This window comes from Ruegeria sp. TASC047, from assembly GCF_059612445.1.
On the sequence record NZ_JBXWQP010000029.1, the window covers coordinates 308,287 to 322,097 of the forward strand.

General features: G+C 56.8%; 13 protein-coding genes. 8 read left to right on the forward strand and 5 right to left on the reverse strand.

All coding sequences use genetic code 11. From position 1 onward, the window contains the following. Positions 1 to 38: 38 nt before the first annotated feature. Genes AC2FLO_RS09330 through AC2FLO_RS09350 form a run of 5 tightly spaced genes read right to left on the reverse strand, consistent with a single transcriptional unit; the run spans position 39 to position 4,838 of the window. On the reverse strand, positions 39 to 1,517 hold the full coding sequence (locus AC2FLO_RS09330) for an aldehyde dehydrogenase (protein WP_496752512.1): 1,479 nt from the start codon (positions 1,515 to 1,517) through the stop codon (positions 39 to 41). Between the two features lie 9 nt (positions 1,518 to 1,526). Continuing rightward, the gene (locus AC2FLO_RS09335; protein ID WP_480773523.1) at positions 1,527 to 2,561 is read right to left on the reverse strand and encodes an LLM class flavin-dependent oxidoreductase; all 1,035 of its coding nucleotides are present in this window, start codon (positions 2,559 to 2,561) and stop codon (positions 1,527 to 1,529) included. A gap of 3 nt (positions 2,562 to 2,564) precedes the next feature. Beyond that, entirely contained in the window at positions 2,565 to 3,482 is a 918-nt protein-coding gene (locus AC2FLO_RS09340; RefSeq protein ID WP_496752510.1) for a flavin reductase family protein, read from the reverse strand. Continuing rightward, on the reverse strand, positions 3,479 to 4,267 hold the full coding sequence (locus tag AC2FLO_RS09345; protein WP_496752508.1) for an alpha/beta fold hydrolase: 789 nt from the start codon (positions 4,265 to 4,267) through the stop codon (positions 3,479 to 3,481). Before AC2FLO_RS09345 ends, AC2FLO_RS09340 begins: the two co-directional genes overlap by 4 nt. Beyond that, a complete protein-coding gene (locus AC2FLO_RS09350) occupies positions 4,239 to 4,838 on the reverse strand; it encodes an amino acid synthesis family protein (RefSeq protein WP_496752506.1) in 600 nt (199 codons plus the stop codon). The genes AC2FLO_RS09345 and AC2FLO_RS09350 overlap by 29 nt, the downstream gene beginning before the upstream one ends. Positions 4,839 to 4,945: 107 nt before the next feature. Between AC2FLO_RS09350 and AC2FLO_RS09355 the strand changes: the two genes are divergently transcribed. The 8 genes from AC2FLO_RS09355 (at position 4,946) to AC2FLO_RS09390 (ending at position 13,774) form a co-directional block, all read left to right on the forward strand. Continuing rightward, positions 4,946 to 5,818: a LysR family transcriptional regulator gene (locus AC2FLO_RS09355; RefSeq protein ID WP_496752503.1), complete on the forward strand. Its 873-nt coding sequence runs from the start codon at positions 4,946 to 4,948 to the stop codon at positions 5,816 to 5,818. A gap of 69 nt (positions 5,819 to 5,887) precedes the next feature. Next, on the forward strand, positions 5,888 to 6,931 hold the full coding sequence (locus tag AC2FLO_RS09360; RefSeq protein WP_496752501.1) for a pyridoxal-phosphate dependent enzyme: 1,044 nt from the start codon (positions 5,888 to 5,890) through the stop codon (positions 6,929 to 6,931). Beyond that, positions 6,928 to 8,073, forward strand: a complete 1,146-nt coding sequence (locus AC2FLO_RS09365) for a M24 family metallopeptidase (protein ID WP_496752500.1) — start codon at positions 6,928 to 6,930, stop codon at positions 8,071 to 8,073. The genes AC2FLO_RS09360 and AC2FLO_RS09365 overlap by 4 nt, the downstream gene beginning before the upstream one ends. Beyond that, positions 8,070 to 8,780, forward strand: coding sequence for a maleate cis-trans isomerase family protein (locus AC2FLO_RS09370; protein ID WP_496752499.1), 711 nt, complete (start codon positions 8,070 to 8,072; stop codon positions 8,778 to 8,780). The genes AC2FLO_RS09365 and AC2FLO_RS09370 overlap by 4 nt, the downstream gene beginning before the upstream one ends. A 136-nt stretch (positions 8,781 to 8,916) precedes the next feature. Then, positions 8,917 to 10,017, forward strand: coding sequence for an ABC transporter ATP-binding protein (locus tag AC2FLO_RS09375; RefSeq protein ID WP_480557407.1), 1,101 nt, complete (start codon positions 8,917 to 8,919; stop codon positions 10,015 to 10,017). Positions 10,018 to 10,120: 103 nt separating this feature from the next. After that, positions 10,121 to 11,212, forward strand: coding sequence for an extracellular solute-binding protein (locus AC2FLO_RS09380; protein ID WP_496752496.1), 1,092 nt, complete (start codon positions 10,121 to 10,123; stop codon positions 11,210 to 11,212). Positions 11,213 to 11,282: 70 nt separating this feature from the next. Further along, positions 11,283 to 12,557 (forward strand): ABC transporter permease, encoded by a 1,275-nt coding sequence (locus AC2FLO_RS09385; RefSeq protein ID WP_496752495.1) that lies wholly within the window; start codon positions 11,283 to 11,285, stop codon positions 12,555 to 12,557. Positions 12,558 to 12,562: 5 nt separating this feature from the next. Then, complete coding sequence (locus AC2FLO_RS09390; RefSeq protein ID WP_496752493.1) at positions 12,563 to 13,774, forward strand: ABC transporter permease; 1,212 nt, start codon at positions 12,563 to 12,565, stop codon at positions 13,772 to 13,774. Positions 13,775 to 13,811: the final 37 nt, after the last annotated feature.

Below are 13,811 nucleotides of genomic sequence, written 5' to 3' on the forward strand. Positions count from 1 at the left end.
GCGCCCCTTGGGTTATGCTGATCGTGGTGCAGATCACCTCAGCGCATAACAAAGGGGTTCGACATCGGCTTGTCCGATGTATTCAGCCAAACGGTCTTGGTCCGCGTGTAATCGTGAATGGCCTCTATTCCCGCTTCCCTGCCATAACCGGATTGATTGAAGCCGCCAAAGGGCGCGATGGGTGAGACCGCGCGGTAGGTGTTGATCCAGCAGATGCCCGATTTCAGGCGGGATGAAACACGGTGAGCACGGGCGACATTTTCGGTGAAGATACCCGAGCCAAGCCCGAACGGTGTGTCATTGGCCAGTGCGATTGCCTCTTCCTCGGTGTCGAAGGGCAACAATGACATGACGGGGCCGAACATTTCGACTTTCAGGGTCTCTGTCTCGGCACTGGCGCATTCCACCAGCGTTGGGGCCATGAAATGACCTGACCGATCCAGTGGCGCGCCCCCGAAACGAATACGGGCACCCTGTTCCCTGGCCTTGGCCAGTGTCGCCTGAATTCTAACAATCTGGGCATTGGTGCACAGCGGGCCAATATGGGTTTCAGGTTCCAATGGATCGCCGATGACAATGCCCGTCATCTTTTCTTCGATTTTGGCGATAAGAGATTCCATAAGAGGACGATGGATCAGCCCGCGCGATCCTGCGACGCAGCTTTGACCCGAAGCGCCGAAATTGCCCGCGATCAGTCCGTTGGCCGCACCATCCAGATCGGCATCATCGAATACTATGATCGGGGATTTTCCACCCAATTCCAACGTGGTTACGGCAAAGTTCTCAGCCGAGTTGCGCACCACATGACGCGCCGTTTCCGGGCCGCCAGTGAATGCGATCCGGTCTACGTCAGGATGTCGGGTGAGAGGGATCGCACAGTTTTCTGCGTCCCCGGTAATGACGGAAACGACGCCGGGTGGGAATCCCGCTTTGTCGATCAAGCGGGCAAATTCCAGCATTGGGGCGGGCGCAATCTCTGACGCCTTCAGCACAACAGAGCACCCCGCGGCCAGAGCTGGCCCAAGTTTGGTAGCCGTGAGAAACATCTGCGCGTTCCAGGGGACAATTGCGACCACCACGCCAATGGGCTCGCGTCGCGTAAAGACATGCATGTCCGGTTTGTCGATCGGCAGGACCGCGCCTTCGATTTTGTCCGCCAACCCCGCATAGTAGCGGTAATAATCGCCGACATATGCCGTTTGGGTCGCGGTTTCCGCCAGTAGCTTACCACTGTCCTTCGTCTCGATCTCGCCAAGGCGTCCTGCGTTCTGTTCGATCAGTTCTCCAAGCCGGAACAACAGTTTGCCACGTGCAGTTTGCGTCATGTCCCGCCACGCCGGATCATCAAGTGACCGGCGCGCTGCAGAAACGGCGCGCTCTACGTCTTCGGCTGCAGCACAGGCGAAACTGGCCCATTCCTCGCCCGTTGCCGGGTTCAACGAGGCCACCACTTGCCCACGTGCGCCTTCGGTCCAAGTGCCGTCGATAAATAGCTGGTAATGTGGCTTCTGGTGCATTGCGGCCCCTCACTGAAACTTTGGCATTACATCGTCGATGAAACGGGCAAGTGATGCGCGTTTGCGTTCGAAGCTCATGCCGCTGTCGATCCAAAACGAATATTCATCATATCCAAGGTCTTCATAGCGTTTCAGACGTTCTGTTACCCCGTCCGCCGTGCCGATTGTCAGATCGCGTGCAAGGTTTTCGGGTGCCATCATTGCGTTGGCTGCCATTTCTTCTTCGGTTAGCGCCTGAATCAATCCCTGTCGGACTGGTCGCTTATTTTGGAACCACGCGCCGAAATAGTTGTAAAACCGGGACAAATCCCGCGCAGCCTGATCCAGTTCAGTGTCATCGCGCCCGACATAGGTGTGGTGAAGCAGCATGATCTTGGGGCGCGCTCCGCCGTGATTGGCGCAGGCGGTCTCAAAGCGAGTCATCAGTGTCTCAATTTCTTCGATACCTTGCCACAGCGGGGTGACCTGAATGTTGAACCCGTTCTGAACGCCGAACTCGTGGCTGTTCGGATCCCGCGCGGCAATCCAGATGGGCGGGCCGCCGGGTTGCACCGGCTTTGGGGCCGAACTGGTGGCGGGAAACTGAAAGAACTCTCCGTCATGCGCGCAGTCGCCTTCCCACAATTTGGGCAGCAGAGGAGCGATCTCTCGCATTCGCTGACCGGCGGTCCATGCGTCCAGACCGGGCATAAGCCGCTCGTATTCATAAGAGTAGGCACCGCGCGCAATGCCCAGCTCGATCCGGCCTCCGGTCATGATATCCGCTGCGGCTGCTTCGCCCGCCAGTTTGATCGGATGCCAGAACGGCGCGATCACAGTGCCGGTGCCAAGGCGCACGTTTTTGGTATGATGCGCGATATCCACCAGCGACATCAGCGGGTTGGGTGCGATGGTGAAATCCATCCCGTGATGTTCGCCAGTCCAGACCGCACGCATCCCTGCCTGATCAGCCATCTTGCACAGCTCAATGAACTCTTCATACAATTTCTCATGCGGCTCTTCGGGGCCCAGCCGTTCCATATGGGCAAAAAGGGAAAACTCCATTCTTCAGGTCCTTTCCGACAGGCTGTGCACATCGCCCCGCTGGGCGTCACCCAGATAAAGCGAGAAATTGCGGGTTCGGCTTTCCAGCGCAAAACGAGCCATCATTGTGGCGATGGGTGCTGACGCGTATGGCAGGGTCGCCAGGTCTTTGGTCGCGATCGCCTGAAGCGTGCCATGCCGGGGCAGGGACGGCGCAGACGCAAGAATGTAAACATGATGCGTGTTGGCATCGTCATAGACGGAATATGCAACCCCAAGGCGCGCATCGACACCTTTAGCCGTCAGGTTTTGCACAAGGCTGTTTCGCAAATCTTGCCGATCTGACAGCGTGACTTGCGGCGGACGGAAACCGGTTTCTGTTTTCTCCAGCAAGACGTGCCCGTCCTGTTCGATGATTGCGCCGCAGACCACGTTTCGCCCGGATGGTTCCAGCGCGCCACGTTCCAGCCCGAGGCTGAAATACTGCCCGTTCGCATAGCCAAGCCCGGGGGCATCGTCCTGAGAATACGTTTTGACCTGACCGATCAAAACGCAATGGTCGCCGGCTTCGACAACCTGATGAGTACGGCAGGAAAACGTTGCGACTGCCCCTCTGATCAAAGGGACGTCGTGCGTATCAAAGCAGTGATCGACTTTGGCAAATCGATCACCTTTGAACCCGGCAAACGTGTTGGATACATCTTCCTGCCCCTCGGCCAGAATGTTCACCGCGAAACGGCCGCAGGTTGCGAATTCGTGATAAGAAGACAGGTTTTTTCCCGGACAAACCAAAAGCAGCGGCGGGTCGAGAGAAACCGAAGTGAAGGAATTGGCCGTAAAGCCGAGTGGATTGCCTGCGTCATCGCGCGCCGTCACAACCGTCACACCGGTCATGAACCGTCCAAAGGCACGACGAAGGTCACGAGGATCACGAGCGGTCATTGGCGCAGCTCACTCAGAAAGCTGGAAATGGCGGCGTTGACCTGAGGTGCGTGCGTCATTGGCATCATATGTGCAGCGCCTTCAATGATTTGCGCGCGCCCGTTCATCGCGGTGTCCGCCATGGCGCGTGACATCTCCGGGGTCGAATTGGGTTCAAGACTGCCGGTTAGAAAAAGCGCTGGGCAGCTTAGTTTTTCCAACGCATCGCGTCGGGGGCACTGGCTGTGGGCGAAGACGGAGTAGGCCGTTTTATACGCAGCCGGGTCCATCGCCGTCAGCCATCTACCGCAGGCATCGCGCTCGGCCGAAGCGACGTCTCCGAACCATCGATGCAATGTGCTGGTGGGATCAGCGATCGTCTTGCCATCCAGCTGCGCCGCACGGTCGCGCACGGCCTGTGCCGCATTCGCGTCTCTCTCAAAAACCGCGTTCAATGCGACGACCCCACAAACCCGGTCTGACGCTTTGGCGGCAAGATCCAGCGCGATCATGGACCCCATCGAGTGGCCCACCAAAACGACCGGACCAGTCAGGCAGTCCAGAACACCCCGTGCCGCTTCGGTGTACGCCGACAGCCCCATGCTCAGGTCAGCCAAAGGGCTGTTTCCATGACCGGGCATGTCCGGAGCGGTTATGCAACCTTCAGAAGCCAGCCCGTCCAATTGTGCGCCCCAGGCTTCAGCCCGCAAGCCAACACCATGCAACAGAAGTATATTCTGACCCGAACCAGTCTGGATTGCCGCCAGCCCGCCGATCTCAGACCGCGGCCGGGTTGTCCAGGTCATGGCCCAAATCCTTAAGATCCTGATAGCGGTCACCGATACGGTGGTGCGGTCTGCCCGAGGTTGCTGCGCCCAATACGACCACAACTTCGTCATCGCGCGGTGCGTCGGAAATCGAGAACTGAATTGTCAGGTAGTGCGACCTCCGCCCAGCGTCGTTCTTATCCATCAACGGCACCATGATCGGCGCATTTGCCGGACCACGTGTGTTGGTGAACGCCAGATAGGATTTCGCGCCGACGGCCTCTCGGTAGTGATTACCAAATCGCAAGGTGTGAATAAGGCCCGAAGCGTGCTCGACCTCACCATTCAGCCCGACCACAGCGGCTTTGCCATAGGCTTCGATTGCCTCACCACTCCCGGCCAGTTTGATCATGCGTTTCGTCATCATCTCACCCAGAACAGGGCCATAGGCTTGTATTTCGGGTTTAAGGTCTTCCACAAACCGTCCTGCCCAGGGGTTGTGAACCACTGCGGCCACGGCAAACATGCGCCATGGGGTTTTGGCGGTTCGGAAGCCCTCGACAAGGACCTCCTCATCATAGGTGACAATCTTACGTATTTCCGGTTGCATCAAAGCTCTCCTGTCGCGCTCGCAAACGTTAAAAACGGACAGGGTTTTTGACAAATGATTGAATTATGTGCTTTGCCATTAAAAAGACTAATGGACAGCTTGACCAAATGGGTAAATCTCTTCCACCACTGACCTGGTTCCGATCCTTCGAGGCGGCTGCACGAACGCTTAGCTTTACGGCGGCTGCCGAAGAGATTGGGTTGACGCAATCGGCGGTCAGTCAGCAGGTGAAATCGCTCGAAATGCGTTTGGGAACAGCTCTTTTTGTGAGGCACCCCAGAAGCTTGGCGCTGACGGATGCGGGGCGTAAACTATTGCCCGAGGTTGGCAGCGCGCTTGAAGCGCTTGCCGCGGCTGCCGGGCGCGTGGACGCCAGTGCCTCCGGAGACATCTTGACTGTCGCCATGTCTGTTAGCATCGCCCATTGGGTTATTGCCCCATATCTGTCAGATTTTACCAGACGCCATCCTGAAGTTCGCGTTCGGCTTCTCAGTGCGATCTGGCCCGATGATTTCCACGCGTCTCACGCTGATGTTCAGGTTCGGTTCGGGTCAAAGAAACAGGTAGGGCATGGCGCGGTCCGACTGATACCTGACCGGCTGGTTGCTGTGAAATCCCCGGCAGTCGCAGGAGACGTGTTTGACCTGCCGCTGATCGAGGCTGTCGGGACATCAAGTGGGTGGGGCACATGGTTTGAAAAACAGGGCTTGCGCCGCCAACCCGGTGTTTTTGTCGATACATTTGGGATGGCCCTGCAACTGGCCGTTCATGGTAGCGGTGTCGCCTTGGTCAGCGAATTACTGACGACCCATGCGATTGCCGCGGGTCTGGTCGTACGCGTGCATGAATGTTCGGTGGACAGCAACGAAGGGTACTACCTTTCGTCCAACGCTGCCAATCCGGCTGCCCGGTTGTTTCACGACTGGCTGTTGGCGTTGGTTGCAGAACAGGCCTCGAATACCGTCAACGTCCCTGATTGACGTCAGACGTTGGTTGACAGTGTTCCACCGATGGGATCACGTCAACGGGCCTAAACTCAGGGGAGAAGTATGCAGGTCATCACCAATCCACATCGGGCGGGCCAAAAGCTTGCACCGTCTGCGCCGTATCCTTCTACAAACGCTGCCCGTGTTGCAGATTTGCTTTCTCAGTGCCCTGTCGCGAAAGAAACGCCGTTGGTGGATGTTGGGAAACTGGCCTCTGTAGCCCAGCTTTGGGTGAAGGATGAGCGGGCGCGGATGAACCTTGGTTCGTTCAAAGCTTTAGGGGCGGCCTATGTAATTGCGCGTCATGCGGCCGAGAGGACAGGTGAGCCGGGTGAACAAACTCTGGCAGGCGCAACCTATGTGACCGCCAGCGCCGGGAACCACGGCATGAGTGTAGCGGCGGGTGCCAGAATTTTCGGTGCGAAGGCCGTCGTCTACATTGCTGAAACTGTGCCCGAAACCTTTTCGGAACGTCTGAAAGGCCAAAAAGCCGAAGTTGTTCGAAGTGGTGCTGACTATGCCGCCAGCATGGAGGCCGCGAGAATGGCTGCCGACGAAAACGGTTGGATATTGCTATCGGACAGTTCGTGGGAAGGATATTATGACCTGCCATGGACGCTTATGGAAGGCTATCTGCAAATGGCGGCAGAGGCTGTCAGGCAGTGTCCCGATGTTCCGACGCACATTCTGTTGCAGGCAGGCGTGGGCGGGCTGGCCGGTGCCGTTGCTGCCTATGCACGACACATCTGGGGCGACGCACCGAAGATCGTTGTGGTTGAACCCGAAGCGGCACCCGCGTTGCAGGCCAGCATAGCCGCCGGAAAATGTGTTTTTGCGGATGGCCCAGACAGCATCATGGGGCGTCTGGACTGCAAGGAACCATCGTTGATCGCGTTAAACGGATTGGCTCGCGACGCAGACCTGTTCCTGACCCTGTCGGACGACGATGTGGCGGCAAAGCTTGACGCGATGGCAAAGGCCGGGCTGGCCACCACGGCGTCCGGCGGGGCAGGCCTTGCGGCAGTGATGAACGAAACCGCGCGGAAAGCCATAGGGATCGACGAACACTCACGCGTTTTGTGCTTTCTGTCGGAGATCGCGGAATGAGGGGGTTCGATCAGGCAGAATTCGAGGCGCGTACCAAACGCGCGCAGGAGCTGATGCGAGCCGCGGATTTATCGGCGCTGCTGCTGACGACAGAAACTGATGTGCGCTACTTTACCGGCTATCTGACCCGATTTTGGGAAAGCCCAACCCGGCCATGGTTTCTGGTCGTGCCTGCCACGGGCAAACCGGTGGCCGTGATCCCTTCGATCGGGGCCGCGCTCATGGGGCAGACCTGGATCGATGACATCCGAACCTGGAGTGCGCCCGACTTGCAGGACGACGGTATCTCGCTTCTGGCCGACGTCCTGGCCGAACTGACACCCGTTTCGGGCAATATCGGGGTGCCGGATGGTCATGAGACACATGTGCGGATGCCTATGGCGGACATTGAACGCTTGCGCGGCGCTCTCGGTTCGCGTCGCATTACCGGTGATCAGGGAATCCTGCGCCGGTTGCGCATGATCAAATCCGAGGCTGAAATTGCGAAGATCCAAACAGCCTGCGATATCGCTGGACGCGCGTTCGCCCGCGTGCCCGAGGTTGCCCGCGCAGGAGTGCCTTTGGACATGGTTTTTCGCCGGTTCCAGATGCTCTGCCTTGAGGAAGGGGCCGATTGGGTGCCGTATCTTGCAGGCGGGGCAGAGCAGGGCGGCTACAGTGATGTAATATCACCTGCAACTTCGGCGCCGTTGGAACCTGGCGACGTACTTATGCTGGATACAGGTCTGGTTTGGGATGGCTACTTCTGTGATTTTGATCGCAATTGGTCCGTCGGCCCAGCCCGACCCGAGGTGAGATCAGCGCACGCCAGACTGGTAGAAGCCTCGGATGCCGCGCTCGAGATCGCACGGCCCGGTGCTACTGCCTCGGATTTGTTTCATGCCATGAACACGGTTCTGACCAAAGAGGCCGAAGGCACAGATGCGGGGCGGTTGGGTCATGGGTTGGGGATGTCACTGACAGAGTGGCCGTCCCTTATCCCGGCAGACCAGACCGTGCTGGAACCCGGCATGGTTTTGACGTTGGAGCCGGGCATCGCCGTTGGTACAAAAATACTTGTCCATGAAGAAAACATTGTCATCACCGAGGGCACCCCACGTTTTCTAAGCCCACGCATTGGGCCAGAGGTGATCGAGATATGACCCGGATCCATTGCGCTCTTGATGAAGACGATCCCAAGGCCACCCCGCTTGGTCTGATCGTGTTGCAGACAGATGAAACGTTGGAGCCCGAATTCAGCTCGTATTTTTCGGACCGCAAGTATCCAATCTACGTGACGCGAATTCCCAGCGGGATCGAGGTGACGACGGAAAGCCTTGCGGAAATGGAGAAGGCGCTGCCGGCCGCCGCCGGATTGCTGCCCAGCGCGCGACCTTATCGCGTTGTCGGGTACGGGTGCACGTCTGCAAGCTCGGTTATCGGGTCCGACCGCGTGGCAGAACTTGTCAAACTGACATGCCAGACCGCCGAGGTTACAAACCCTTTGCGTGCGGCAACGGCCTGTGCGCGACACTTGGGCGTTTCGAAATTCGCGCTGCTGTCGCCCTATATTGAAGAGGTAAACCTTCCCCTGCGCCGGGCCTTTGCCCAAGGCGGAGTGGAGATGGATGTTTTTGGGACATTCGGGGAATCAGAAGAGGCCAAAGTTGTTCGGATTTCGGTGCAATCCGTCATTGACGCTGCCACAAAACTGGGCTCGGACCCGTCGGTTGATGCGGTTTTTCTAAGTTGCACAAACCTTCGCACGCAACAGGCTATTCCCGAGATTTGCGCGCGTATCGGCAAGCCGGTTCTGTCCAGTAATCAAAGTCTTGCGTGGCATATGCGTGCTCTGAACGAAGCCGGGTGAGCGGTTAAATCCCGATATTGTGTAACAAAATCAGGATTCACTGTTGCAATGTGAACATAGCTTGGTCTTAACTAACGGCTACAGATCAATGAAATCCGCAGAAGACGGATAATCATTTGACGTAACAGGGGGTCTTGTGGCCGATACAATGAACGACGCCGCGTTTGTCGAATTCCAACGCGTACAGAAGTCTTATGACGGCGAGAACCTCGTCGTAAAAGACCTAAACCTTGCAATGCCCAAAGGTGAGTTTCTAACAATGCTTGGGCCGTCAGGCTCGGGCAAGACGACTTGCCTTATGATGCTCGCCGGATTTGAAACCGCCACGCATGGTGAAATCCTCTTGGGCGGCAAGCCCATCAACAATATCCCGCCGCACAAGCGCGGTATTGGCATGGTTTTTCAGAACTACGCTTTGTTCCCGCATATGACGGTGGCCGAAAACCTGTCGTTTCCACTGGAAGTCCGTAAGTTGGGCAAGTCGGAGCGGGATGAAAAGGTCAAGCGCGCACTAGATATGGTTCAGATGGGCGCCTTTGGTGGCCGACGTCCTGCTCAGCTGTCGGGCGGGCAGCAACAGCGGATTGCTTTGGCTCGTGCCTTGGTATTCGAACCCGAACTGGTCTTGATGGATGAGCCATTGGGGGCATTGGACAAGCAGCTGCGTGAACATATGCAGTTCGAAATCACGCGTCTGGCCCATGAGCTTGGGATCACAACAGTCTACGTGACCCACGACCAGACCGAAGCGCTGACCATGTCAGATCGGGTGGCTGTATTTGATGACGGCCGCATTCAACAGCTGGCGCCGCCTGATCAGCTTTACGAAGAGCCGGAAAACAGTTTTGTCGCGCAATTCATCGGTGAAAACAACACTTTGGAAGGTGTTGTTAAATCAATTGACGGCGACACTTGCGTCGTGCGTCTGGATGATGGCTCGGAAATCGACGCGGTTCCGATCAACGTCCACAACGCAGGCGATCGGACCAAAGTTTCGATCCGCCCTGAACGTGTGGAGTTCAACAAAGACCGACTGCATGCTGACGCGCATACTTTGAAAGCAAGGGTCGAAGAGTTTATTTACATGGGCGACGTATTCCGGTTCCGCATGTCCGTTGCCGGAAACAACGAATTCATCGCCAAAACTCGAAATGCACCTGACGCCGTACGCCTGACCCCGGGTCAAGAGATTGAGATCGGCTGGCTGGCACAGGATTGCCGTGCGCTCGACGCATAGACCAAACCGCGCGGGACAAGTGCGGTTAAGCTGAGGGACCGGCCGGTGAAAACCCGTGCATCGGCTGACCACCACATAAAACGGGATGAACTGGGAGTAACACATGAAACCAACCAAGATCATGCTCACTGCGGCTGCAATTGCGACGGCTGCGGGCACTGTTTCAGCCGAGGAGATGACTATCGTTTCCTGGGGCGGTGCCTATTCAAAGTCGCAGTTGAAGGCGTATCACGAGCCCTATTCGGAAAAGACCGGCATCACCATACTGAACGATGACAGCTCCGCCGAAGCCGTTGCCAAACTGCGCGCAATGAACGAAGCGGGCAACATCACATGGGATGTGGTAGATGTCGTGGCAGCTGACGCGATCCGTCTTTGCGACGAAGGTCTGGCGCTTGAGATCGATTTCGATAGCCAATTGGCCGCAGCTCCGGATGGCACACCAGCTTCAGAAGACTTCGGCGACCTGTTGGTCAGTGACTGCTTTATCCCGCAGATCGTCTATTCGACCACATTCGGCTATCGCACCGATCTGGTAGGTGACACCCCTCCAACCGACATCTGCGCGGTGTTCGATCTGGAAACCTATCCGGGTAAACGCTCGCTGGAGAAGCGTCCGATCAACAACATGGAATGGGCGCTGCTATGTGATGGTGTCGCCAAGGATGATGTCTATGACGTTCTGGCGACGTCGGAAGGTCAGGATCAGGCCCTGGCCAAGCTGGACACCATCAAAGACAGCGTTGTCTGGTGGTCTGCCGGTGCGGACACGCCACAACTGCTAGCTGATGGCGAAGTCATCATGGGTTCGACCTATAATGGTCGTCTGTTCAGCGTGATCGAAGAGCAGAAACAGCCGGTCGCAATGCTGTGGGACGCGCAGGTGTTCGATCTGGACGGCTGGATCATTCCTGCCGGTCTGAGCGATGAGCGCAAGCAGCGCGCGCTGGACTATATCATGTTCGCAACCGACACTCAGCGTCTGGCGGATCAGGCCAAGTACATCTCGTACGGTCCGGCCCGCGCCTCGTCAGCTCCGCTGGTGGGTCAGCACGCCGATCTGGGGATCGACATGGCCCCGCATATGCCGACCGACCCGGCAAATGCCAAGAACACGTTCTTATATAACTACGAGTTCTGGGCGGATTACCGGGATGACATCGACGCCAAATTCCAGGCGTGGCTGGCGCAATAAGCGTCTGATTTCATGACGCAGTCGGGGGCGGTGCGCCGCCCCTGAACCAAGACAGATCCAAGGGGCTCCAATGACTGACGCAAGCCAAAACGCCGGACCAATGCTGGCAGCGGATGGAACACCGCTCAAGCTATCGCTGGCACGCTCGCTGCGGCGGCAAAAGCTGCGTGCCTTGCTGTTGATCGCTCCTTTGCTTCTGTTCGTTCTGTTTTCCTTTATTGTTCCTATAGCTGCGATGCTATTCCGTTCAGTAGAAAACAACATCGTCTCTGACACTCTACCTCTTACCGTCGAGGCGCTTCAAAACTGGGATGAACAGTCTGGGGAATTGCCGGGCGAGGGCGTGTATGACGCTTTTGTGCGGGATATGATTGTTGCGATTGACAACAAAGAACACACACGGCTTGGTTCGCGTTTGAACTACGAAGAAACCGGTATGTCTTCGATGTTCCGCAAGTCAGGTCGTCAGATCAGGAAACTGGATCCTGAAACGGATGGTCCGTTCAAAGAACAACTAATAGATATTCACGACGGATGGGGCGATCCACAAACGTGGCGCGTGATCAAAACCCATTCGCCGAAGATCACCAACGGGTATTTTCTTAATGCGGTAGATATGCGCAGAACCCCCGACGGAGCGCAGGCACAACCCGAAGACAAGCAAATCCTTGTTAAGCTGTTCGGTCGAACGCTGTTTATGTCTCTGGTAATAACGGGTGCCTGTATCCTGTTGGCTTATCCGGTCAGCTATTTGCTGGCGACGTTGCCGATGCGTGTCTCAAATCTGCTGATGATCCTTGTGCTTCTGCCGTTCTGGACGTCACTGTTGGTGCGGACGTCGGCTTGGAAGGTGATGTTGCAACAGCAAGGCGTGATCAACGAAACGCTGGTCTGGCTGGGGTTGGTGGCTGACGATGCACGACTGGTGATCATCAATAACCAGATCGGTACGATCACCGCGATGACACATATCCTGCTGCCATTCATGATCCTGCCCATGTATTCGGTGATGCAGACCATTCCGGAATCTTACACACGTGCCGCTAAATCCATGGGTGCGACGAACTGGACAACGTTCTGGCGCATCTACTTCCCGCAATCCATTCCGGGTATCGGCGCGGGTTCAATCCTCGTGTTCATTTTGGCGATTGGCTACTACATCACGCCTGAAATTGTGGGTGGTACCAAAGGTGTCTTCATCTCGAACCGGATCGCCTATCACATCTCGTCCTCGCTGAACTGGGGACTGGCGGCGGCGCTGGGAACGATACTTCTGGCGGTCGTTCTGCTGCTCTACTGGGTCTACGACAAGATCGTGGGCATTGATAACGTGAAGCTGGGATAATCGACATGGCCGCACTTACTCCGATATCCCGTAAACCAATGTCTATGGTTCTGCCAAGTGTCGCGCTGGCAGGCGCCTGCGCCGGTGTCTTTGTCGGCGCGGGTAATGGCTCGGTTCTTTTGGGCATCATTGGCGGCGCTGTTCTGATTTCTGCGCTCGCTTGGGTCTACACCACCGTTCTGAAGAACGAGAAGATGGCCCGCTGGATCAACATCGTTGGTTTTGGCATCGCGGGCTTTTTGATGTCCGGCCCAATGGGGGGAGTGCTTGGCCTGCTGGGGGGCTGGTTCTTCGCCTGGTTTACTTATTGGTTGTACGAAGGGCGATACCGGCGCAAGCTGTTGCCGTACCTGACCGCGCAGCAGGTGTTTTACCACTACCTGTTCCGGGTGATCTGCGGTGCGATCTTCGTCTTCCTGATCACACCGATCCTTGTGGTCTTGCCGCTGTCGTTCAACGCACAGGACTTTTTTACCTTCACGCCCGAGATGTTGCGGCTTGACCCAGAAGGGTATTCGCTGAAGCATTACCGTGATTTCTTTACCAACAATGAATGGCAACGCAGCTTCAAGAACTCGCTGATCATTGCCCCGATTGCCACAATCATCTCGGTTTCGCTTGGTACTCTGGCGGCCATTGGTCTCAGTCAGAGCCACGTCCCCGGTCGCCGTGCTATCATGGGAATCCTGATTTCGCCGATGATCGTTCCGCTGATCATCTCGGCCACTGGCATGTTCTTCTTCTACAGCGATATCGGTCGGTTCCTTGAAGGCACGCTGGGCATGAACAAGAACTTTGTCGGCTATCTGAAAGTCATCCTGGCGCACGCCGTTCTGGGTATCCCGTTCGTGATTATCACTGTGACCGCCACGCTTGTGAGCTTTGATCGTTCGCTGACGCGTGCGGCTGCGAACATGGGGGCAGGGCCGGTGCGCACCTTTTTCAAGATTCAGATGCCGCTGATTCTGCCGGGTGTAATCTCGGGGGGGCTGTTCGCCTTCATCACCTCTTTCGACGAAGTTGTGGTGGTCCTGTTTGTGGGCTCAGCCAGTCAGAAGACTTTGCCGTGGCAGATGTTCACCGGCCTGCGGGAACAGATCAGCCCGACCATTCTGGCGGTTGCGACGATCCTTGTGGTTCTGTCGATTGCGTTGCTGACCACGGTCGAGTTGCTGCGTCGTCGGTCCGAACGTTTGCGGGGGCTTTCACCCGCTTGACGGAGCATTCTGTCTGATCTAACGATTCACGCGTTCA